The sequence below is a fragment of the Flavobacteriales bacterium genome, from assembly GCA_016704485.1.
In the GTDB taxonomy this organism is placed as follows: domain Bacteria; phylum Bacteroidota; class Bacteroidia; order Flavobacteriales_F; family PHOS-HE28; genus PHOS-HE28.
This window is the reverse complement of the sequence record JADJAA010000001.1, coordinates 1,826,405-1,846,573: the sequence shown is the minus strand read 5'-3', so window position 1 is coordinate 1,846,573 and position 20,169 is coordinate 1,826,405. Positions and strand designations below refer to the sequence as shown.

21 protein-coding genes and 1 pseudogene are annotated in these 20,169 nt (G+C 49.3%); 14 read left to right on the top strand and 8 right to left on the bottom strand.

Annotation, left to right across the window (positions count from 1 at the left end; all coding sequences use genetic code 11):
- The first annotated feature begins 100 nt into the window (after window positions 1-100).
- Together IPF95_07805 and IPF95_07800 are read left to right on the top strand one after the other, a co-directional pair.
- Window positions 101-1,888 (top strand): T9SS type A sorting domain-containing protein, encoded by a 1,788-nt coding sequence (locus IPF95_07805; GenBank protein ID MBK6474602.1) that lies wholly within the window; start codon window positions 101-103, stop codon window positions 1,886-1,888.
- A gap of 192 nt (window positions 1,889-2,080) precedes the next feature.
- Window positions 2,081-4,009 carry a T9SS type A sorting domain-containing protein gene (locus tag IPF95_07800; GenBank protein ID MBK6474601.1) on the top strand — a complete coding sequence of 643 codons (1,929 nt, stop codon included), beginning with the start codon at window positions 2,081-2,083 and terminating at the stop codon, window positions 4,007-4,009.
- A 96-nt stretch (window positions 4,010-4,105) separates the two neighbouring features.
- On the opposite strand, the gene IPF95_07795 is transcribed toward IPF95_07800, so the two are convergent.
- On the bottom strand, window positions 4,106-4,882 hold the full coding sequence (locus IPF95_07795) for an ATP-binding cassette domain-containing protein (protein MBK6474600.1): 777 nt from the start codon (window positions 4,880-4,882) through the stop codon (window positions 4,106-4,108).
- A gap of 6 nt (window positions 4,883-4,888) precedes the next feature.
- The gene (locus tag IPF95_07790) at window positions 4,889-5,629 is read right to left on the bottom strand and encodes an ABC transporter permease (protein MBK6474599.1); all 741 of its coding nucleotides are present in this window, start codon (window positions 5,627-5,629) and stop codon (window positions 4,889-4,891) included.
- A gap of 341 nt (window positions 5,630-5,970) precedes the next feature.
- Here IPF95_07790 and IPF95_07785 point away from each other — a divergent pair, with 341 nt between their 5' ends.
- From IPF95_07785 to IPF95_07760, 6 genes and pseudogenes are all read left to right on the top strand, one after another.
- Window positions 5,971-6,603 (top strand): sprT domain-containing protein, encoded by a 633-nt coding sequence (locus IPF95_07785; GenBank protein MBK6474598.1) that lies wholly within the window; start codon window positions 5,971-5,973, stop codon window positions 6,601-6,603.
- Between the two features lie 22 nt (window positions 6,604-6,625).
- Complete coding sequence (locus IPF95_07780) at window positions 6,626-7,717, top strand: NTP transferase domain-containing protein (protein MBK6474597.1); 1,092 nt, start codon at window positions 6,626-6,628, stop codon at window positions 7,715-7,717.
- Between the two features lie 62 nt (window positions 7,718-7,779).
- Entirely contained in the window at window positions 7,780-8,115 is a 336-nt protein-coding gene (locus IPF95_07775; GenBank protein ID MBK6474596.1) for a DUF2752 domain-containing protein, read from the top strand.
- Window positions 8,116-8,148: 33 nt separating this feature from the next.
- Window positions 8,149-9,303, top strand: a complete 1,155-nt coding sequence (locus IPF95_07770) for a ribonuclease D (GenBank protein ID MBK6474595.1) — start codon at window positions 8,149-8,151, stop codon at window positions 9,301-9,303.
- A 106-nt stretch (window positions 9,304-9,409) separates the two neighbouring features.
- Window positions 9,410-10,207 carry a sulfite exporter TauE/SafE family protein gene (locus tag IPF95_07765; GenBank protein MBK6474594.1) on the top strand — a complete coding sequence of 266 codons (798 nt, stop codon included), beginning with the start codon at window positions 9,410-9,412 and terminating at the stop codon, window positions 10,205-10,207.
- Window positions 10,208-10,245: 38 nt separating this feature from the next.
- A pseudogene (locus tag IPF95_07760) lies at window positions 10,246-11,657 on the top strand (MBL fold metallo-hydrolase).
- A 70-nt stretch (window positions 11,658-11,727) separates the two neighbouring features.
- Here IPF95_07760 and IPF95_07755 read toward each other — a convergent pair.
- Window positions 11,728-12,357: a peroxiredoxin gene (locus IPF95_07755; GenBank protein ID MBK6474593.1), complete on the bottom strand. Its 630-nt coding sequence runs from the start codon at window positions 12,355-12,357 to the stop codon at window positions 11,728-11,730.
- Window positions 12,358-12,535: 178 nt separating this feature from the next.
- Between IPF95_07755 and IPF95_07750 the strand changes: the two genes are divergently transcribed.
- The 5 genes from IPF95_07750 to trxA are packed head-to-tail and all read left to right on the top strand — an operon-like array spanning window position 12,536 to window position 13,809.
- Window positions 12,536-12,736: a DUF2892 domain-containing protein gene (locus tag IPF95_07750; GenBank protein ID MBK6474592.1), complete on the top strand. Its 201-nt coding sequence runs from the start codon at window positions 12,536-12,538 to the stop codon at window positions 12,734-12,736.
- Window positions 12,733-12,930, top strand: coding sequence for a hypothetical protein (locus tag IPF95_07745; GenBank protein MBK6474591.1), 198 nt, complete (start codon window positions 12,733-12,735; stop codon window positions 12,928-12,930). Before IPF95_07750 ends, IPF95_07745 begins: the two co-directional genes overlap by 4 nt.
- A 9-nt stretch (window positions 12,931-12,939) precedes the next feature.
- A complete protein-coding gene (locus tag IPF95_07740; protein MBK6474590.1) occupies window positions 12,940-13,242 on the top strand; it encodes a rhodanese-like domain-containing protein in 303 nt (100 codons plus the stop codon).
- 8 nt (window positions 13,243-13,250) lie between these two features.
- The gene (locus IPF95_07735) at window positions 13,251-13,499 is read left to right on the top strand and encodes a hypothetical protein (GenBank protein ID MBK6474589.1); all 249 of its coding nucleotides are present in this window, start codon (window positions 13,251-13,253) and stop codon (window positions 13,497-13,499) included.
- Window positions 13,500-13,509: 10 nt separating this feature from the next.
- Window positions 13,510-13,809, top strand: coding sequence for a thioredoxin (trxA, locus tag IPF95_07730; protein MBK6474588.1), 300 nt, complete (start codon window positions 13,510-13,512; stop codon window positions 13,807-13,809).
- Here trxA and IPF95_07725 read toward each other — a convergent pair.
- The 5 genes from IPF95_07725 to IPF95_07705 form a co-directional block, all read right to left on the bottom strand.
- Window positions 13,804-14,424, bottom strand: a complete 621-nt coding sequence (locus IPF95_07725; GenBank protein MBK6474587.1) for a Crp/Fnr family transcriptional regulator — start codon at window positions 14,422-14,424, stop codon at window positions 13,804-13,806. The two genes, trxA and IPF95_07725, sit on opposite strands and share 6 nt — an antisense overlap.
- A 62-nt stretch (window positions 14,425-14,486) precedes the next feature.
- Window positions 14,487-15,881, bottom strand: coding sequence for a class II fumarate hydratase (fumC, locus tag IPF95_07720; protein MBK6474586.1), 1,395 nt, complete (start codon window positions 15,879-15,881; stop codon window positions 14,487-14,489).
- 43 nt (window positions 15,882-15,924) lie between these two features.
- A complete protein-coding gene (arsC, locus tag IPF95_07715) occupies window positions 15,925-16,275 on the bottom strand; it encodes an arsenate reductase (glutaredoxin) (protein ID MBK6474585.1) in 351 nt (116 codons plus the stop codon).
- Between the two features lie 63 nt (window positions 16,276-16,338).
- Window positions 16,339-17,439 (bottom strand): peptide chain release factor 2, encoded by a 1,101-nt coding sequence (gene prfB / locus IPF95_07710; GenBank protein ID MBK6474584.1) that lies wholly within the window; start codon window positions 17,437-17,439, stop codon window positions 16,339-16,341.
- A 104-nt stretch (window positions 17,440-17,543) separates the two neighbouring features.
- Window positions 17,544-18,020 carry a RecX family transcriptional regulator gene (locus IPF95_07705; GenBank protein MBK6474583.1) on the bottom strand — a complete coding sequence of 159 codons (477 nt, stop codon included), beginning with the start codon at window positions 18,018-18,020 and terminating at the stop codon, window positions 17,544-17,546.
- Between the two features lie 109 nt (window positions 18,021-18,129).
- Between IPF95_07705 and IPF95_07700 the strand changes: the two genes are divergently transcribed.
- Complete coding sequence (locus IPF95_07700; protein MBK6474582.1) at window positions 18,130-19,848, top strand: tetratricopeptide repeat protein; 1,719 nt, start codon at window positions 18,130-18,132, stop codon at window positions 19,846-19,848.
- Window positions 19,849-20,169 lie beyond the last annotated feature (321 nt).

The following is a 20,169-nucleotide window of genomic DNA, read 5'->3' as shown; positions in this document are numbered from 1 at the left end:
TGCATAAGGCTTTGATCTTGACCGCACTGCATTCTGTGAATGTAGGCTCAGAAGGAGACGGCTTCCTAACCGGTACTTTCGTGCCGTGAAAACTCAAACCATGTCCATCAGATCCATAATCTTGATCGCTTTATGCCCTTTACTGAGCGCAACTACTAGCACCTATGCGCAATCGGGTGAGAGAGCACAAGCCTGCTTTTTTGAGCAGACCTTTGAAAATGGGTTGCCTGGTGATTGGGACTTCGGTGGCATGGTTGAGCAGCAGACCGAAAATGGTGTCGGTCTAGGGGAATTCGTGCCCGCTTGGACCGTTGGGACCTCCTCACAACTGAACGGCAGCAGCTATTTCCCTGTTCCGAACGTGCCCAATGGCAATTCATTTCTTATGGCGAATGATGATATTCTGCCATGCAATTGTGACTTGAACGATGTGATCGCGACCACTCCGATAATTGACCTGAGCGCTCGATCTCAGGTATCATTCGCGTGCCGTGCATTCAATGAAATGAATCTCGGTGCAGGATCTGCGCTTATACAAGCAACTAGTAACGGTGCGGATTGGGATACGCTTTTGACCATTCCAGCAGTGGCGGGTGTGTGGCAGAATATCTGGTTGGACCTTAGCTCATATGACGGAGCAACGAACTTCCAGATCCGGTTCCGTTGGAGTGACGGCGGCGGCTGGGCCAGTGGGTTTGCATTGGATGATGTTTGCCTGCGTGAATCATTCGTGCATGACCTTTCTATTATTAAAGCATACACACATGACGTTGCTGTTGGTCCCTTCATGGGTGGCGACCAGAGCTTGCGATACAACCAATTACCCTTGGAACAAATTTCTCCTCTGGTGGTTTCTGCTGAAGTATTGAACAACGGCACCATGACGGAGGCTGTGATCGCTACGGTTACGATCTGGCAGAATGGCGCCCAGGTATTCAGCATCTCACCGCAACCAATAGGCGACCTCGATCCAGGCGAGCGGCTCATTGCCTCCATCGAGACTGAATGGGTGCCTACGACAACTGGAGAATTGGAAATACAAATTGATATTCAGCCCGTTGAAACGGATATGGACCCAACGGACAATCTGGGCACGGCCTCGATGCGGATCACAGGTCAAGGGTGGGATAATGGATATTCAGTGATGGCGGCAGATGAAGATAGCATCACAGGGGAAGTGGGAAGCAGTGAACAATTCGTGGCTTCGGTCCGAATGGAGGTTCCCAATTCCGGAGGCACAAATAATGGCATCAGTGTTGCACTTAGCGCATCCTCTACTATTGGAGAGGAGGTCCGTGCGATCCTCATGGATGGCAATCTGGCGTTCTTGGACACATCGTTCCGCCATGTAATAACACAGGAAGACCTGAACACAGCCGCAGCGTATGGCTTGCTGTACCTTCCATTGTCCGATCCCATGGAACGTGGGCCCGGTGATTATTTTGTTGGTATTCAACATTTGACCACAGACAGTAGCGAGTATGTAGGCATTTACACTAGTGGCACACGTCCGTTAGGGGCAAATGCAGTTCTGCAGGGTGCCACATTCAATGTAAATTACATATTGGAAACCCCTATTGTCCGGTTGCATTTTGCTGAGTATCCTGTCGGTCTTAGCGAGAATGACCCAAATGATAGCAACGCATTACACGTGTATCCTGTTCCAATGAGAGATCGGGGTACGATCCAGGTCGACTTCACCGGACCTGCTGACCTATTGATGTTGGATGCAACTGGACGCGTGGTCAAGAAGCAGAACCTGGGTTACTTCGGAATGTCCATGGCCCGCATCGACCTTGATGTTAGCACCTTGTCCTCTGGGATCTATACGGTAATAGTGCGGGGCGAAAGGAGCCAAGCATCCGGAAAGATCATTGTTTCACGCTAGTATTTGATCTGTGAGAAGAATTGAAAAGGGGCCGTTTCCGGATCGGAATCGACCGCTCCTCGTTCCCGCGATCCAAAAAGTCGAATTTACATGGCCATCGTACCATTTCAATAATATCCGAAGATCTGGAAAGACCGATCTCTGTAACTTAGGCCGCTCGAAAGTGTCTTTAGAACAAAAACAAATCACAACATGAACTTCCGTTACACAACGTTAAGCATAGTAGCAATGGCCATTACGGGCAGCGCTATGGCTCAGCTTGCTACCCCGCGTAGTGCTGTGCACAGTTTCAGCACAGCCGCTGAAGCTCAATTGACCCCACGCGAACCACAACATGCTGCTGCGAATGCACAGCGTGGTAACGGCGTGGTTTTTTCTGAAGATTTTGCAAATGGCATAGCTGGAAATAATGGAGGCGCAGGAGCCTGGACCGTAGAAGGCCCGAACGGCAATATTTGGAAATTCCAGAACACTGGACCGAATGGAGCCTACACCACTGGAAATCAATACATTCAATCCACTACTGCTGCAAATGGAGCAGCGATCTTTGCGTCGGATTCAGCAAATACGGATTGGAGTGTAACGCCGATCACTATCGTTGCTTCACCGGTCAATTGGGAAGCCTCCTTGGTTTCTCCTTTATTGGACCTGAGCGCATCTCCTTATGTAGAGATCGAATTCCAGCAAAGGTCCAGATTCTGCTGCGATCAATCTCCATTTTTTCTTGAAGTAAGTACGGACGGTGGTTTTTCATGGCCCACTGCCTTCTTGACCAACCCAGGATTGCCATTGAATCAAGGAGCACCGGGAGTTGGAGGTGGACCCGTTACAACGGAGACCCGAGTGTTCAACTTGACCAATGCCATAGCTGCTGATGCGACCCAGGTGAAATTCCGTTTCCGTCACAACAGCGAATCCGGTACATCGCACTACTTCTGGCAAGTGGATGATATCGAGATCCGTATGCTAGGCGAATACGACCTGCGATTGGTATCTGCGGCCAATACTTCGTTTGACCTCGCCGCTGCTGCTACCTATGATTCATTGGCATACACCATTTTCTCATACAACCAACTGCGACCATTGGGATTGAATATGACCGTTCTGAACAACGGATCTATGGCACAAACAGATGCGGTTGCGAACTTTACGGTGATGGAGGGAAGCAATACCGTATTGGATCAGGACCAACCCGTTGCCGATTTCCTGCCTGGTGAAGAACGCTTGATCTTCGTAGATCCTGGTTTTACCCCACCAGCAGTAGCAGGTACATACAACGTCGATTATTCCATTACCTCAAGCGCGACGGATCCCGTAGCGGATAATACGGGCAGTTCCTCATTCAAGGTGGACGCTAACCGTTATGCAAGAGATGGTGGATCGGCCACTGGATATGATGATGGTGATGGTGCTGGCGGCGTGTTCATTTTCGGTAATATGTTCTACGCTGCCAATGCGGCTGACCTCTACAGTATTTCTGTGCTTTTAGGAGCCCAATCCGTAGTAGGAGATCTAGTGGTTGGCCAAGTGCGTGCTACTGATGAAGATTTCAGCCTTATTGCATCTACAGAAGAGATCCAGATAACTTCTGCAATGCTGAACGGAACCGGTGGAACTAATTTTACTGAACTACTTTTCTCTTCACCATTTACCGTTGAGGCAGGAACGGACTATTTGATCTCCATCGAAGTCTATGGAAGTGCTCGAATTGGCGTGAGCGGAACCAGTGAAGCACAAACTTCTTTCATCTATTACAACAGCCCAACGCAGGGTGAGGATTGGTTCTATACGACCACAACTCCGATGGTACGCATGAATTTCGATGCGACCGTAGGTATCGAGGAAAGGGATCTTTCCAATGGTGTTGCTTTGGGACAGAATATTCCGAATCCTGTAAATGAAACAACTACGATCCCATACGTGTTGGAGGTTCCTGCGGCAGTAACTTTTGAGGTGCGTGATCTTAGTGGAAAACTCGTTCAGTCCATTAACCAAGGGAAGCGTGGTGCAGGTTCATACCGCATGACCATGGACACTGGATCATTGAGCGAAGGCGCGTACACATACACCATCATTGCTGGTGCTGTTAAGCAGACCAAACGAATGACGGTCGTTCGTTGATCGGAACAGATCTAAATGCGGAACGCCCGTTGGTCAGACCAATGGGCGTTCCGCATTTAAGACGATCACAGTATTGTCTGTGGAAGGTCCAAACAATTAATCAAGCGCGTGAGGATCCTTTGTCATCACTTTCTTCACGATCCGCATTAGACCTCCAGCGAAGATGAACTCATTGAGTTCTGCATTATCGCTATTCATCAATTCGTCCCGGGTTCCTTGCCACCAATTCTGACCTTTATGGATGAACATGATGTTCTCACCAGTTTCCATAACGGAATTCATATCGTGTGTTATGACAATGGTCGTGGTGTTGAATTCCACGGTCAGTTCCTTGATAAGGTCGTCGATCAGGATACTTGTCTCGGGATCCAACCCACTGTTCGGTTCGTCCACAAAAAGGTATTCCGGAGTCATTGCGATCGCTCTTGCGATACCAACGCGTTTTTGCATTCCACCGCTCAACTCGGATGGATAGAGTCTATCCTTATCGAGAATGTTTACACGTTTCAAGCAAAAATGTGCGCGATCCTCCATTTCACTCTTGGACATATTGGCGAACATCTGCAACGGGAACATAACGTTCTGCATCACCGTAAGGCTATCGAACAATGCTGAACCTTGGAACAACATTCCAATGCGCTGCCGGATCTCGCGTTGCGCATCCGTATCCATTTCATGAAAGCTCTGTCCTTCGTAGAGGACCACACCTTCATCAGGCTTATGTAACCCAACGATACACTTGGCAAGCACGCTCTTACCGGAACCGCTCTTACCTATGATCTGGTTGATCTTTCCTTTATTGAATTGCGCATTGATGTTGCTGAGTACCTGCACGGAGCCGAAGCTCTTCGATAAGTTCTTTACCTCGATCATCCAGGATCAGATCAACAACAATTGTGTTAGTGCATAATTCGCGATCAGTATCACTACGTTACTGTATACAACCGCTTTGGTGCTACTCACACCAACTTCACGCGTACCACCACTTGTATAATACCCTTGATAAGCGGAAACGGTAGCAATGATGAATGCAAAGACAACGGTCTTGATCAACGCATACGTTACGTGGTAAGGATCGAAATCCGATTGGATACCTTGAATAAAATCCGTTCCTCCTACGATACCCGTACCAACTCCAGCGAGATAGCCACCGAATATGCTCAGGAACATGGAAATGATCACAAGGAAGGGATTCATCAGAATAGAAGCGATGATCTTGGGTAGGATCAAATAACCTGCACTATTCACACCCATGATATCCAAAGCGTCGATCTGTTCATTCACACGCATGGAGCCGATCTCTGCGGCAATATTGGAACCGACTTTACCGGCCAGAATAAGCGAAATAATAGTTGGGCTGAATTCCAGGATCGTGCTTTGCCGAACCGCAAAACCTACGATATACTCTTGGATCAACGGACTGTCCATATTGGTCTTGGTCTGGATCGTGACCACCGCACCCATGAACAAGGAAAGCAACGCCACAATACCTAAGCTATTGACACCCAGCAGGTCCATCTCCTCCAAGGTCCGCTTCCAATAGAGTTTCAACCGCTCAGGACGACTGAACGTCTCTTTGAGCAGCATAAAATATCGGCCAATGTGGAATAATACGGTCATCCAAGGAATTGAAAGGGCTAAAATTAGTTCTTGCTGCTCAGGTCACAGACCAAGAAGGGTCAACACTTCAATGTGTATCCGTAATTTTGGGGACGCTGATGAACATCCCTAAACCCAACTCGCTGATTCTTAAGATGGTGGCCATCATACTGGTCGCGACAAGCTTAACTGCCTGTAATTCAAGACCTTCCAAATATCGAAAGAAAAAAGAGTGTGATTGCCCCAAATGGAACCATCGGAAATTACCTTTGGACAATGGTGTACACGCTAATTTGGACCACCATAAGCCCTACGGCGCAAACACACAGGTGAATAAATTGAATACGATCGGCTCATAATAAATGGTACACTTATCTGACATCGATAAACTTCGAAAACACATTCCTTCCGGAGCATATCCTATCGTAGTGCAATGGTTACGTCGCAACCCTTTACAGTTGAGCATTGTTCGTCCACGCCAAACCAAGTTAGGTGATTACCGAAGTGCGATCAATGGAAAACCACATCGTGTAACGGTGAATAATGATCTGAACAAATATTCTTTTCTGGTTACGTTGATCCATGAGTTCGCGCATTACACGACCTGCGTGAATAGCAAACGTTGGTTGCAACCACACGGAACCAAATGGAAGAACGAATACCATCGGTTGATGCGACCGTTCATGTCACGCAGTGTATTTCCGGCTGATGTGCTAAAAGCCTTGGAGCATCATTTATACGATGCACCTGCAAGCAGTTGTACGGATATCGATCTGATGCGTGTGTTGCGCAAGTATGATCGTGAACCACGTCCGATGTTGGAGGAATTGGAAGATCGTTCCGTATTCCGGTTCAACGAGAAGATCTTTGTAAAAGGTCCGCAGATGCGGCGTCGTTATAAGTGTCATTGTCTTAACGATCGTCGACTTTACTTCATTGACCCATTGGCTGAGGTACACGTGCATGGTCCTATGATCGCACGTAAAGCATCGTAGAACTTCGGCTGCCCACTACATCATGACGAATAAACATACCTACTGCGTTATTATGGCAGGCGGCGTCGGAAGCCGTTTTTGGCCAATGAGCCGTAGTGTTTACCCAAAGCAGTTCTTGGACTTTTTAGGACTTGGTCGCACGCTGTTGCAGATGACCTATGATCGGTTCTTAGCGATCTGTCCACCAGAGAACATCTACATCGTTACGAATGCACAATACGCGGATCTGGTGCAGGAGCAACTACCGGGACTGAAAGCACACCAAGTTCTGTTGGAACCAAGTCGTCGGAATACGGCGCCTTGTGTGGCTTATGCGAATCATGTTATCGCTGCACGCGATCCGGAAGCGTTGATCGTAGTGGCACCGAGTGATCACTTGGTGATGAAAGATGAAGCATTCCAGGAAACGTTGCGAATTGCCTTGGATGAAGCGAAGGGTGGCGATCGATTGGTGACATTGGGAATTACACCGAGCCGTCCTGATACGGGTTATGGTTACATACAATATGTCGAAGGAACTGATACGGTACATGCCCGTGTAAAAAAGGTGAAGACCTTTACGGAAAAGCCGGATCTGGAAACCGCGGAGCGATTCATTCAGAGCGGTGATTTTTTGTGGAATGCCGGCATCTTCATCTGGAGCGTTAAGAGCATCATGAAGGCATTTGCGAAACACCTTCCGGAAATGGAAGCTCGTTTCGCGGAAGGTGCGAACAGCTATGGCACCGACAATGAGCGTGCGTTCATAGAGAACACCTATGCAGATTGTGCGAATGTGAGCATCGACTACGGAATCATGGAAAAAGCGAAGAACGTATTCACGGTCGTAAGTGAATTCGGATGGAGCGATCTAGGCACATGGGGAAGCTTGTTCACGCACTTGGAAAAGGACGCCAGCGGCAACGCTGCGGTCGGCGATAACGTTAAGCTCTACAACTGCAAGGACAATATGGTACATGTTCACGATGGCCGTTTGATGGTGTTGCAAGGCTTGGAGGATTACATCGTTGTGAGCACCAAAGAAGCATTGTTGGTCTGCCGTAAGCAGGATGAACAGCAGATCAAGCAATTCGTGAACGACCTTACCGCTGAGAGCGGAGGCAAATACGTTTGATCTTGAGCATCAGGCAAATACGCGAAAGAAAGATCACGTCCTTAGTGATCTTGGGCTCAGTGATGATTGTTCTTGGCGTATTCTATTTCATCGATCCTGCTTCGGGCGGCCTATTTACCTGCCCATTGAACAAACTCACAGGACTTCTTTGCCCAGGTTGCGGTTCCCAACGTGCATTGCACGCTCTATTACACGGGGAAACAATTGCGGCAATGAACCACAACCCACTAATGTTCATTGGGTTACCTGTACTTGGGCTCCAATTGATCTCAAATAGAGCAAGATCCGGCCTTGCTTGGAATGAACTACCGAAATGGAGCGTTATCAGTTGGTCGATCGTTATCATAGGCTGGGGAATTTTACGCAATATGCCCGTCCTTAGTGGCTTTGGTGACTAGCGCCCCTTACCTTGCACCATTCACCTCGGCGAATTGACCAGAACCTCCGCATCTCCCACTACCGTGCCAGCATTTGAATTGATCACTGAACCGAAAGCTCTAACAAAGCTTACGGCACATTTGGCTCCTACCAAGGTGCTTGCATTGGATACCGAAGCGAGTAGTTTTCATCGTTACAAAGAGCGTGTCTGTTTGATCCAATTAAGTGACAGGGATCACACCTGGTTGGTGGATCCGTTGTTAGTTGAGAACTTGGATGATCTCGGGAAATTACTGGCCGATCCAGCAATGGAGATCGTGATACATGATGCTGACTATGATCTTCGGATCCTTGCTAAGCATCACAAGATACGGGTGTCCAATATTTTCGATACGCTTGTCGCTGCTGAATTGGTGAACGAACCTGAGATCGGTCTCGCCGCATTGCTTAAGAAATACAAAGGCCTTCAGATCGATAAGAAGTTCCAGAAAGCAGATTGGAGCAAACGCCCATTGCCGCAGGACATGCTGGATTACGCCGCTGGCGATACCAGCGACCTGATCGAACTGCGCGACATTCTGAAGGAAGAGTTGATCGCTAAAGGTAGATGGGCATGGGCTGAAGAAGAGTTTGCATTGCTTACCGACATGCCATTCAATGCGCCAACAAAAGGCGAGCCCGCATTCATTCGCATGAAAGGCGCCAAGACCCTAAAACCAGTTCAACTCGCCGTTCTTCGTGAAGTGCATGCATGGCGCGAGAAAGTTGCAGAGCGTATGGATCGTGCCCCGTTCATGGTGGTCGGCAACACTACGTTGCTCGCAATTGCAGTACAGCCGCCATCGAGCATGAAAGAATTGGCCAAGGTTGCCGGCATGGGCGATAGGGTCATGGAACGTTACGGTAAAGCCATCATGGATGCAATTGTAAAGGGCCAGGCCGTACCAAAGGACGAATGGCCTCGCGTAGAAAGGCCGAAGCGTTATCCACGTGATGACGATCATGAAGAGCGCTTGAAACGGTTGAAGGTAGTTCGTGAAAAGCTGATGGTCGATCACGACCTGAAACCGGGAATAATCGGCGCGAATCAGTTGTTGGCTGATATTGCTCGCACGCTACCGGGCGATCTGGAAGCGTTGGCCGCATTACCGGGTATCCGCAACTATCAGGTCGCTAACTTCGGTTCAGAACTGCTGAAGGCACTTTGAACACGTATGCCAGTTGGGTGTGATGTACATCACGTTGCACCAATTGTTACACCCGTAAATTTGCAGCTTGCTTGGGGAAAGCGTCATTTGTTGTTCCCAATTGCCCATGGAGATAGTAGGCTATTTAGGAGCACTTGTAATGGGTATTACGCTCGGACTGTTCGGCGGTGGTGGATCAATTCTCACTGTACCCATACTTGTCTATTTATTCGGACAGGATCCACTCACCGCTACGGGTCTGTCGTTGTTCATTGTTGGAGCTACGAGCGCGGTCGGGTCGTTCGCCCATCACCGGCAGGAGAACATCCATTGGGGGACTGCGCTTTTATTCGGCGCGAGCTCAATTATCAGTGTTTATGCAACACGGCATTGGTTGATGCCCGCATTGCCCGACCCATTATTCCTTATCGGCGACATTGCCGTTGGCAAAGGCACCGCGATACTTGTTCTGTTCGCGATCCTCATGTTGGGCGCATCACTTTCCATGATCAGGAAACCAGCTGCACAGAACAACTCAGTTGAACACACACCAAGTCCATTAGCACTGTTAATTATCGGTCTGCTCTCGGGTGTGATCACCGGCATCCTTGGCGCCGGTGGTGGGTTCTTGATCGTACCGGCATTGGTACTGCTTGCAGGGCTTGACATGAAAAAGGCGGTGGGCACATCCCTCTTCCTGATCACTGTAAATGCCTTTATCGGTTTTATGGGTGATCCGGATATTCACATCAAAGAGCAATACGCGATCCTACTACCTCTCGTGGCCATAGCGATACTCGGAACAGTGCTAGGCAGCCGAATGTCCAAGCAGGTCGATGGAAAAAAGCTTCGTCCTATCTTCGGGTGGTTCGTTCTAGCGATGGGGATCATGATCATGGTGAAGGAACTATGGATGATCAAGTAAGGAGAGGATCAACTACACGACAACAAAAAACATAGAAAATGAAGATTGAACAGATCTATACGGGCTGTCTTGCACAAGGAGCCTATTACATTGAAAGTAATGGCGAAGTGGCCATAATCGACCCGTTGCGTGAATCGCAGCCATACATCGATCGTGCTGAAAAGAATGGTGCTAAGATCAAGTACGTTCTGGAGACACATTTCCATGCCGACTTCGTGAGCGGCCATGTTGACCTTGCCAAGCGCACCGGGGCAACGATCATCTATGGCCCGAACGCGAACCCTGATTTCACAGCGCACATTGCAACAGATGGTGAGGAGTTGAAACTTGGGAATGTCACCATCAAAGTGTTGCATACGCCTGGCCATACTATGGAGAGTACGACTTACTTATTGATCAACGAGCAAGGCAAGCCGCATTGCATCTTCAGCGGTGATACACTGTTCATTGGCGATGTAGGCCGACCGGACCTTGCACAAAAAATGGGATCACTTACACAAGAGGACCTTGCAGGGTATTTGTACGATTCATTGCACACCAAGATCATGACGTTGCCAGATGATGTGATCGTTTACCCTGCGCATGGTGCGGGTAGTGCGTGTGGCAAGAACATGAGCAAGGAGACCTATGACACGTTGGGCAATCAGAAAAAAGTGAACTATGCGCTTAAGGCTGCAACCAAAGAACAGTTCATCAAAGAAGTGACGGACGGCATTCTACCACCGCCAGCTTACTTTCCACAGAACGTGGCCATGAACAAAGGCACCATCCCTAGCTTGGATAAAGTGAAGGAGATGGGCATGCGTGCGTTGACACCTGATCAACTGGAACTGGTTGTTGAAGGAGAAGGCGCACTCGTATTGGACACCCGCGAACCACAGACATTCAAGGATGGGTTCGTACCGCGTAGCATCAACATCGGGTTAAAGGCGATTTTGCTCCGTGGGTCGGAGCGATGATCCCGGACGTAAAACACCCGATCGTTATCGTTGCGGATGAAGGAAGCGAAGATGAAACCGTTACACGCTTGGCCCGGGTAGGCTATGACAATGTCTTCGGCTATTTAGAAGGCGGGATCAATGCTTGGAAAAAAGCGGGGCGTGAAGCGGATACATTGGAAAGCATCAGTGCCCAAGAATTCGCAAGGCGCATGAAAGCCGAGGATCTGAATGTTTTCGATGTGCGTAAGCAAAGCGAATGGGAAGCAGAACATTTGGAGCATGCCAAGCATGCTTCATTACAATTCCTGAACGATCATCTTGCTGAGTTCAACAAGACCGCGCCGAACTATATCCACTGCGCTGGTGGTTATAGAAGCATGATCGCAAGTTCTGTTCTGAAATCACGCGGATACCATAATGTGATCGATGTCGCCGGTGGGTTCGCTGAGATCAAGAAAACGGATCTGGCTACAACGGCATTCGTGTGCCCAAGCACGTTGAAGAGTTGATCAAGCGAAAGTCTTTACACGAGAAGGGCGGCCATTTCTGGCCGCCCTTCTTCGTTGAACATTTGTCGACCTACGCCAACTCCTTTTTAGCGAGGTAGAAATCGATCAGTTCAATACCCTTCTCGTTCAAGCGTGCATCCAGATCTTTCAAGGTCTTAGGTGGAGGAAGGATCACCTTCGCTCCTTTGACCCAGTTCAATGGCATTGCACAACCCTTCTCATCAGCTGTTTGCATCGCCTCCAGCACACGTTTGATCTCATCCATATTGCGACCAACATTCAGTGGGTAGTACATGATCAAGCGAATGATCCCTTTCGGGTCGATGAAGAACACGGCTCTAACGGCAGCTGTGCTGCTTGCATTATCGTGCAACATTCCATAAAGGCGAGCCACCTTCATGTCGATGTCGGCAATGATCGGGAAGTCCATGTAAACACCGGTCTTCTCCCGCACGTTCTGTACCCAAGCTACGTGGCTGTGGATACTGTCGATGCTTTCACCGATCAACTTCGTGTTCCGCTCTGCGAACCATTTCTTCTCTTGCGCAAAGCCCGAGAGTTCGGTGGTGCAGACCGGCGTGAAGTCAGCCGGGTGCGAGAATAGGATGACCCAACTATCCTTCATGTATTCACTGAACTTCATCGGACCAGTGGTCGTTAGTGCGTCAAAATCGGGAGCTTGGTCACCGATCCTAGGCATGTGCATCGTTTCCATTCTTCTATGTATTGGTTTGTCCTACAAAGGGAATGATTCTCCTGAGAAACGGGTGTGACATCGGTCACCTGGATCTCCAAATTGTGTTAACCATCTGGGTGATGTTCCTCACACATGGACCCATTCGGATACCGGATCTTTGCACTATCAAATTGAACATCACATGAAACCGAATATGGGAAGTTTGGATCGTACCCTGCGTATACTTGCGGCGGTCGGGATCATCGCACTCTACTTTACACACGTGGTTACAGGAACATTCGGTCTAATGATATTGGCCGTTGCTGCCGTTTTCCTACTCACCGGATTCGTAAGTTTCTGCCCACTGTACGCGGCATTCAACTTCTCTACGCTAAAGAAATGAAACGAACGGTACTTTACACTTCGTTGGGAATTCTCATTGGTGCAGTGGCCGGATATCTGTATTACCATTTTTATGGTTGCACGAACGGCTGCAGTATAACGGGCAGCCCGATCAACAGCACATTGTACGGATCGTTCATGGGCGGTCTGCTCGTGAACACCTTCAAGAAGGATAATAAACAAGAACAACACTAACATAAGAACATGCTACGCTCTCTTTTTGGAATCGGTCCCAAAGTGGACTATAAGGAATTGGTTGCCAATGGTGCAACGATCTTGGATGTTCGGTCCAAGGCCGAATACGCAAGTGGCCATGTAAAAGGCTCTATGAACATACCACTGGACCAACTCGCTGGCCAGATGAAAAAACTACCGAAGGGCAAACCTGTGGTCGCATGCTGCCTGAGCGGCGCACGCAGCGGGCGTGCAGTGGATATGCTCAAAGCTGAAGGGATCGAAGCACACAATGGTGGCGGTTGGTCTAGCCTGAACAGTGCTTTGAAGTAGGGTAAAAGATGCGCACGTTGTTACAGAATTGGCCGATGCCTCGGATACTGCGACTCGCTTTCGCTGTGGTATTCCTTGCAGCTGGAATCTCCAGAGGCGATACGTTGGCCTATTTCATTGCCGTCGTATTTGGAATACAGGCCGTATTCAACATCGGCTGTTGTGGAGCAACGTGCGCACCTTCAACTACAACGAGCCAAGCGTCCGATGTGGATGTGTCGGTGATCAAGGACGTAACCTTTGAAGAGGTAAAATAATCCCATAAAAATGGCAAGCTCATTCAAGGAATTGATCAACGGGGACAAACCAGTATTGGTGGATTTTTTCGCCGAATGGTGTGGTCCCTGTAAAATGATGAAGCCCATTCTTGACGAGTTCAAGGGGCAGATCGGCGATAAGGCCGTGGTGATCAAGATCGACGTGGACAAGAATCAAGCTGCGGCACAGGCCTATCAAGTGCGCGGGGTTCCTACGCTTGCGATCTTCAAGAATGGCAAAGTGGTTTGGCGCAAGTCGGGCGTACTATCCGCCACGCAATTGAACGAGGCGTTGCAACCGTTCCTATAACTTCGGCTCCCAGGCCGCGCTAAGGTGTACCTCCAGCGAACCTCTTGAAACGGTAACACGTCCATCACGCTGCAATTGGTGTAATAAACGCGTGATCACTTCGCGGGGTGAATTCAACTCGTTCGCGATATCCTGATGCGTGGCCTTGATCACATGGGAACCTGTGGCCTGCACGCGTTTTACCAAGTAGTCCCAGAGTTGCTCATCCAACTTATGGAATGCGACCACTTCGATCGTCTCCAATAATTCCCCGAAACGTTGTGCTTGGGTCTCACCAACAAAGTGGCGCCATTCCGGATAGATCATCCATTCTTCCGCAAAGCGTACCGGAACCATTAAGAGTTCAGCATCCTCTTCAACAATGGCCAGCACATTACTGCTACGCTTACTGACACAACAAGTCAAGGAGATTGCGCAACTTTCACCGGGCATGATGTGATAGAGGAATCGTTCACGTCCCTCAGGGTCTTGTGCCAATATGCGTATCGAACCTTTTTCAACGATCGGCACATGCGTTATTGAATCACCAACGCGCATCAATTCTTCTCCTGCTGGAACTGACTTCCGAACTACCTCCCGTTCGAATTCAGCCTTTAGTGTTGGGTCTATGAACATGGTTGGTCATATTGAAGTTGCAAGAATTCCTCACCTGATCCGGGTACGACGATCGATGTCGTTCACCCTCCGGAAACCATTCCCATTGGATCTACCCACTTATCAAAATCAGCTGAACTCACGTGGCCCAATGCTACGGCAGCTTCCTTCAACGTAGTGCCTTCCTTGTGTGCTTTTTTGGCGATCTCTGCGGCTTTGTAGTACCCGATGTGCGTGTTCAGGGCGGTCACCAACATCAGCGAATTCTCCATGTGTTGTTTGATCATTGGCCTATTCGGTTCAATTCCAGCAGCACAATTGTCGTTGAAGCTTACACACGCATCGCCGATCAAACGCGCGCTTTGCAATACGTTCGCAGCGATCAATGGCTTGAACACGTTCAATTCGAAATGACCATTACTTCCTCCGATACCTACGGCAACATCGTTACCCATCACTTGCGCGCACACCATGGTCAGCGCTTCGGGTTGTGTAGGATTTACTTTACCCGGCATGATGCTCGATCCGGGTTCGTTATCCGGTATCACGATCTCGCCGATGCCGCTACGCGGGCCACTGCTCAACATTCGAATATCGTTGCCGATCTTCATGAGGCTCACAGCAACGCGACGCAATGCACCGCTCAGTTCCACCATGGCATCATGTGCCGCTAATGCTTCGAATTTATTGGGTGCAGTAACGAATGGAAGACCGGTAAGCTCCGCGATCTTCTTCGCCACAAGAACACTATATCCCTTGGGTGCATTCAACCCAGTACCAACAGCCGTTCCACCCAACGCCAGTTCGCTTACCATCACCAATGCATTCTCAATGGCGCGTATTCCATTGGTGAGCTGTTGCGCATAACCACCGAATTCTTGTCCAAGGGTAAGTGGGGTCGCATCCATGAAGTGCGTGCGGCCTGTCTTAACGATATCCTTGAACGCATCGGCTTTTGATGTGAGCGTATCCCGCAGTTTCTTGATGCCCGGTAACGTTACTTCAGCGGTGAGCTTATATGCGGCGATGTGCATTGCCGTAGGATAAGTGTCGTTGCTGCTCTGGCTCTTGTTCACATCATCGTTCGGATTCAACACCTTTTCCGCGTCATCGAGCTTTCCACCATTCATTACGTGTGCGCGGTAGGCAACCACCTCGTTGACGTTCATATTGCTTTGGGTGCCACTTCCGGTCTGCCAGATCACCAGTGGGAACTGATCATCCAATGCGCCGGTAAGGATCTCGTCACAGACCTTACCGATCAGATCACTCTTCTCTTTCGGCAGTTTGCCAAGTTCCAAGTTGGTCAACGCAGCAGCCTTTTTCAGATAGGCGAAGGCATGAACGATCTCCAACGGCATACTCGCCGGTGGTCCGATCTTGAAGTTATTGCGGCTACGTTCGGTCTGTGCACCCCAATATTTATCGGCGGGCACGTTCACCTCGCCCATTGTGTCTTTTTCTATGCGGTAGTCCATGTTGTCCTTTTTTGTTGGGGCCGATCATGACCGGCCCGTAAAACTATCCGATCAGGTCGGTGAGTTTATCCATTGGCCGCGCGATCACGGCTTTATTTCCTTTCACAATCACCGGTCGTTCGATCAGTGTTGGGTTTTCGTGCATCACTTTGATCCACTCGTGCTCATTGAATTTGTACTTGCTGTATTTCTCCTTGAAGAGCGGATCTTTCTTTCTCACCAACTCCTCTGCCTTCACACCCATCTTCATTACCAACAGTTCCAATTCTTTTGGGCTTGGCGGGGTTTTCAGGTATTCGATCACCTTCGGTTCGATCCCGTTCTCTTCCAACAGCGCCAATGCTTTTCGACTTGTGCTGCACCGTGGGTTATGATATATCGTGTATTTGTTCATTTGTTTTTCTATGGATGAATCTGGACAATAGGGGGCGCAAGATCTTGCGCCCCTACCAAACCGCTACGACGCGGTTTGGCTTTGTCCGTGCATCATCAGGTAGGCTTTCAGGAATTCATCGATGTATCCGTTCAGGACATCATCCACACTGCTGGTCTCGTATTCGGTGCGCACATCTTTTACCAATTTGTACGGTTGCAGCACGTAGTTCCGGATCTGACTTCCCCACTCGATCTTCTTTTTTCCGGCTTCGATCACACTGCGCTTGGTCCTCCTTCGCTCCAACTCCGCTTCGTACAACTGGCTCTTCAACAACTGCAATGCTTTGGTCTTATTATCAAGCTGACTGCGGGTCTCGGTATTCTCAATGATGATACCCGTTGGTGCATGTCGTAGTCGCACGCCGGTCTCCACTTTGTTCACGTTCTGGCCTCCAGCACCTCCACTCCGGAAGGTATCCCAAGTGATATCAGCCGGATTGATATCGATATCGATGCTTTCATCAACCAGTGGGAAAACATACACACTAACAAAACTGGTGTGTCTACGCGCATTGCTATCGAACGGACTGATCCGCACCAAGCGATGCACGCCGTTCTCTCCCTTCAACATCCCGAAAGCGAACTCACCATCCACCTCGATGGTAGCTTGTTTAATGCCTGCCGCTTCACCGTCCTGATAGTCGAGCACCTTCACGTTATAACCATTCTTTTCCGCCCACATGCGGTACATGCGCAAGAGCATCAAAGCCCAATCGTTACTCTCCGTTCCGCCGGCACCACTGGTGATCTGCACTACGGCACTCAACGGATCCTCCTCCGCGCTAAGCATGTTCTTGAACTCCAACTCCTCCAACGCAACAGTGGCCTTTTTGAACTGCGCCTCCACTTCCTCTTCAGTAACCTCCTTCGCTTTATAGAACTCGAACATTACGCCTAGGTCGTCGATCTCTCGCTCCACTCCTTCATACATGCCTACCCAGCGTTTCAGCTCGCGGATCTTATGCATGACCACTTGCGCCTTTTTCTGGTCATTCCAAAAATCAGGATCAAGGGTGTACTTTTCTTCTTCGAGTATACGTCCGCGCTTATCCTCAATATCCAAGTACGCTTTAAGTGCATCAATGCGTGTTCTGAGGTCTTCGACCTTGTCGATGGTGATCATGGCAATTCGCGGTACGGGCGGCAAAAGTAAGGGTTAAGGAGTAGTGAGAAAGTTCGAAGGACAAAAGGTTCCGAGCGGGTTGTCCCTAGCGCTAAATAGGCCGCTCACTCATTCAATTTGTCAAGCGCTTTCTCTATCTGGCCGGATGCATATCCCTTGCCCATGAAATAGTTGATGACCTTTCTGCGAGCGATGTACGGGTTGATATCATGCAGCTTGTTCAGCCGTTTATCCACCGCCTTGAGTAGCTCGCTGTCATACTCGTCCGAATCAATGGATGCAAGCGCTTTGGCTATGCATTGTGCACTTATCGACTTCAGTCTTAACGCCGCCTCGACCTTGCGTTTCCCCCACCCTTTTTGCCGGAATTTGCTCACGGCAAAGTGTTCGGCGAAACGCATTTCATTGAGGAAGCGCTCACCGATCAGTTGTGAAACAATATTCTCGACGACGGCTATGTGCCCACCCCAACCGTACAGCTTATCACGCACCTCCTGCTGGCAACGCTCTTGCCGGGCGCAGTAGCTGCGTGCTTTCACCAATAGTTCGTTCTCTGAAAAGGTGGGTTCCACGTGGCGAATATGGCGAAAGCACGCGACGTATGTCCGATCCGGTATCCGACATGCATAGTTTCCTTATGCGTTCACGGCCCAACATGTAGTTTTGGTTCATCCCTTCGGGATAGCGTTGATGCACACCACCCTTGCGAACCCTATTCGAACGACGCCACTTGTTCTATCGCTTGTGATCATCTTGATCGCACTGATGGCTCCTCGCTTGGTATTCTCCCAACCGGATCGATCCGGGGGTAATGGGACCAGATCTACAGTGGACTCTCACGGGGCGTTAGCAAAGGAACTTTTACTAAGCAATGCCGACTCCGCACTCTATCATGCACTAGAGGCTGAAAAGCGATCGGATGAGCTGAGCTCATTGGAAGAAAAGGCACAGGTATTGATCCTGGTCGGCGATGCATACCAATCAACCAGCGCTATGCCAGAAGCCTTGCAGGCATACCAGCGGGCGCAACTTTTGATCGAAGATGCGATCAGGAAGGATGGTGCAATAGCGTCGCTGGTTCTGGCTCGATCCGACATCCAATTGAAGATCGGTGTATTACATTTCCAACTCCGGAATTTCGACCAGAGCCTTAGCTGCTACAACGATGCGCTACGCTTATTGGAAGCCACCAGTAAGGACCTACCCAGCGAAGAATTGGCCAACCGGAAAGTGCGTGCGTTCAACAATATCGCAGCGGTCTATATACAGCGGTCGGACTTTGCTACGGCACTTCCCTATTTTGAACAGGCCGTGGCTATCAATAGGCCGTTGAACAACCTTCGGAATGAGGGTTCACTGAACAATAACATTGGTATTTGCCACATGGAATTGGGCAAATACGATCTGGCTAACCAGTTCTTCTTGAAGGCTCTAGCAGTGCGCAAAGAGGCGGGTGATGCACGGGGCCAAGCGCAAGTGCTGAATAATTTAGGCAAGAACCAGACGAAGGTCGGCAACTTTCAAGCGGCGCGGGAATATTTCGATCACGCCTTAATGCTCGGTCGTGAAAGCGGATCCCGCGAATCGATGGTCATTTCGCTGGAGTCATTATCCTTGGTGTACGATACCCTTCAGAATTACAAGGCCGCCGTAGAAACCTTTCGCGAATTCAAGACTCTCAACGACAGTTTGTACAGCGCAGAAAGCAGAACTACGATAGCACGATTGGAGGATGGATTCCGCCGGGACAAGGAGAAGAAAGTATTCGAGTTGGAAGCAAAACGTAAGGATGCGGAGAACGAACGGCAGCGGATCTGGAACATTGCATTGGCGACGGTAGCCTTTTTCCTCTTGCTAACTGCATTTCTGATCTACAAGGTGATGCGCGCCCGTGTGCTGAATGGTGCCTTGGAACAGGAGAGACTTCATTTGGAACAGGAAAAACTGGAGGCGGAACAAACCATTTTGAAGGAAAGTTTGGACTACAAGGACCGTGAGCTCACTGCCAATGCATTGTTCCTGCTAAAGAAGAACGAGTTGATCGCACATATCGCTGAACGCTTGCTCAAAGCCAAATCCACCTTCAAGCAAGAGAACCAAAAGATCGTGCAGGACATTGTACGCGACCTACAGAATAGCCAAGACGAACACAATTGGGAGGAATTCGAGGCCCATTTTACGCGGGTCCATTCCACCTTCTACCAGACCTTGAAGGAACAATTCCCGGCCCTTTCTCCGAACGAACGAAAACTATGTGCCTTTCTCCGGCTCAACATGTCCACAAAGGATATATCGGCCATTACCCACCAGAGCTTGAACAGCATAACCGTGGCACGTTCGCGGCTACGAAAAAAGCTGAATATCGAGGGTGAAGATGTTCACCTGATCGACTTTTTACAGTCGATCTAGGCCTCATTGGAGGCCTTTTTATACACTGCTGAAGTTCAGTAGATTACATCAACCTGTAGGGTGAATGTAAGGTCGAAATCCACGAATGTATAGGCCATGTAAGGCCGGTCATTGGACTTGTGCAGGTGATGTAATGGTCATATGCTAGGCAACAGCAATTTCGTGGCGCACTTTTGCTGCCAGAGAACAATGAGCAGTATTACGCCCCCCGAACAAGACCCCATCCCACCGGATGAAATGGAAGGCCTTGAACAACTCCATCAGAAATCGAAAGATGAACAGGAAGCTTGGCGCAACCTATTGGAGAACTTGAACAAACTG

What these genes read in the sequence shown, in the direction of transcription:
- IPF95_07755 (MBK6474593.1), bottom strand. Translation starts at nt 12,357, where the DNA reads ATGCCTAGGATCGGTGACCAAGCTCCCGATTTTGACGCACTAACGACC.
- fumC (MBK6474586.1), bottom strand. Translation starts at nt 15,881, where the DNA reads ATGGACTACCGCATAGAAAAAGACACAATGGGCGAGGTGAACGTGCCC.
- IPF95_07745 (MBK6474591.1), top strand. Translation starts at nt 12,733, where the DNA reads ATGAAACGAACGGTACTTTACACTTCGTTGGGAATTCTCATTGGTGCA.
- IPF95_07790 (MBK6474599.1), bottom strand. Translation starts at nt 5,629, where the DNA reads ATGACCGTATTATTCCACATTGGCCGATATTTTATGCTGCTCAAAGAG.
- IPF95_07725 (MBK6474587.1), bottom strand. Translation starts at nt 14,424, where the DNA reads ATGTTCATAGACCCAACACTAAAGGCTGAATTCGAACGGGAGGTAGTT.
- IPF95_07750 (MBK6474592.1), top strand. Translation starts at nt 12,536, where the DNA reads ATGAAACCGAATATGGGAAGTTTGGATCGTACCCTGCGTATACTTGCG.
- IPF95_07700 (MBK6474582.1), top strand. Translation starts at nt 18,130, where the DNA reads ATGCACACCACCCTTGCGAACCCTATTCGAACGACGCCACTTGTTCTA.
- IPF95_07735 (MBK6474589.1), top strand. Translation starts at nt 13,251, where the DNA reads ATGCGCACGTTGTTACAGAATTGGCCGATGCCTCGGATACTGCGACTC.
- IPF95_07800 (MBK6474601.1), top strand. Translation starts at nt 2,081, where the DNA reads ATGAACTTCCGTTACACAACGTTAAGCATAGTAGCAATGGCCATTACG.
- IPF95_07785 (MBK6474598.1), top strand. Translation starts at nt 5,971, where the DNA reads ATGGTACACTTATCTGACATCGATAAACTTCGAAAACACATTCCTTCC.
- prfB (MBK6474584.1), bottom strand. Translation starts at nt 17,439, where the DNA reads ATGATCACCATCGACAAGGTCGAAGACCTCAGAACACGCATTGATGCA.
- IPF95_07805 (MBK6474602.1), top strand. Translation starts at nt 101, where the DNA reads ATGTCCATCAGATCCATAATCTTGATCGCTTTATGCCCTTTACTGAGC.
- IPF95_07765 (MBK6474594.1), top strand. Translation starts at nt 9,410, where the DNA reads ATGGAGATAGTAGGCTATTTAGGAGCACTTGTAATGGGTATTACGCTC.
- arsC (MBK6474585.1), bottom strand. Translation starts at nt 16,275, where the DNA reads ATGAACAAATACACGATATATCATAACCCACGGTGCAGCACAAGTCGA.
- IPF95_07775 (MBK6474596.1), top strand. Translation starts at nt 7,780, where the DNA reads ATGATTGTTCTTGGCGTATTCTATTTCATCGATCCTGCTTCGGGCGGC.
- trxA (MBK6474588.1), top strand. Translation starts at nt 13,510, where the DNA reads ATGGCAAGCTCATTCAAGGAATTGATCAACGGGGACAAACCAGTATTG.
- IPF95_07795 (MBK6474600.1), bottom strand. Translation starts at nt 4,882, where the DNA reads ATGATCGAGGTAAAGAACTTATCGAAGAGCTTCGGCTCCGTGCAGGTA.
- IPF95_07740 (MBK6474590.1), top strand. Translation starts at nt 12,940, where the DNA reads ATGCTACGCTCTCTTTTTGGAATCGGTCCCAAAGTGGACTATAAGGAA.
- IPF95_07780 (MBK6474597.1), top strand. Translation starts at nt 6,626, where the DNA reads ATGACGAATAAACATACCTACTGCGTTATTATGGCAGGCGGCGTCGGA.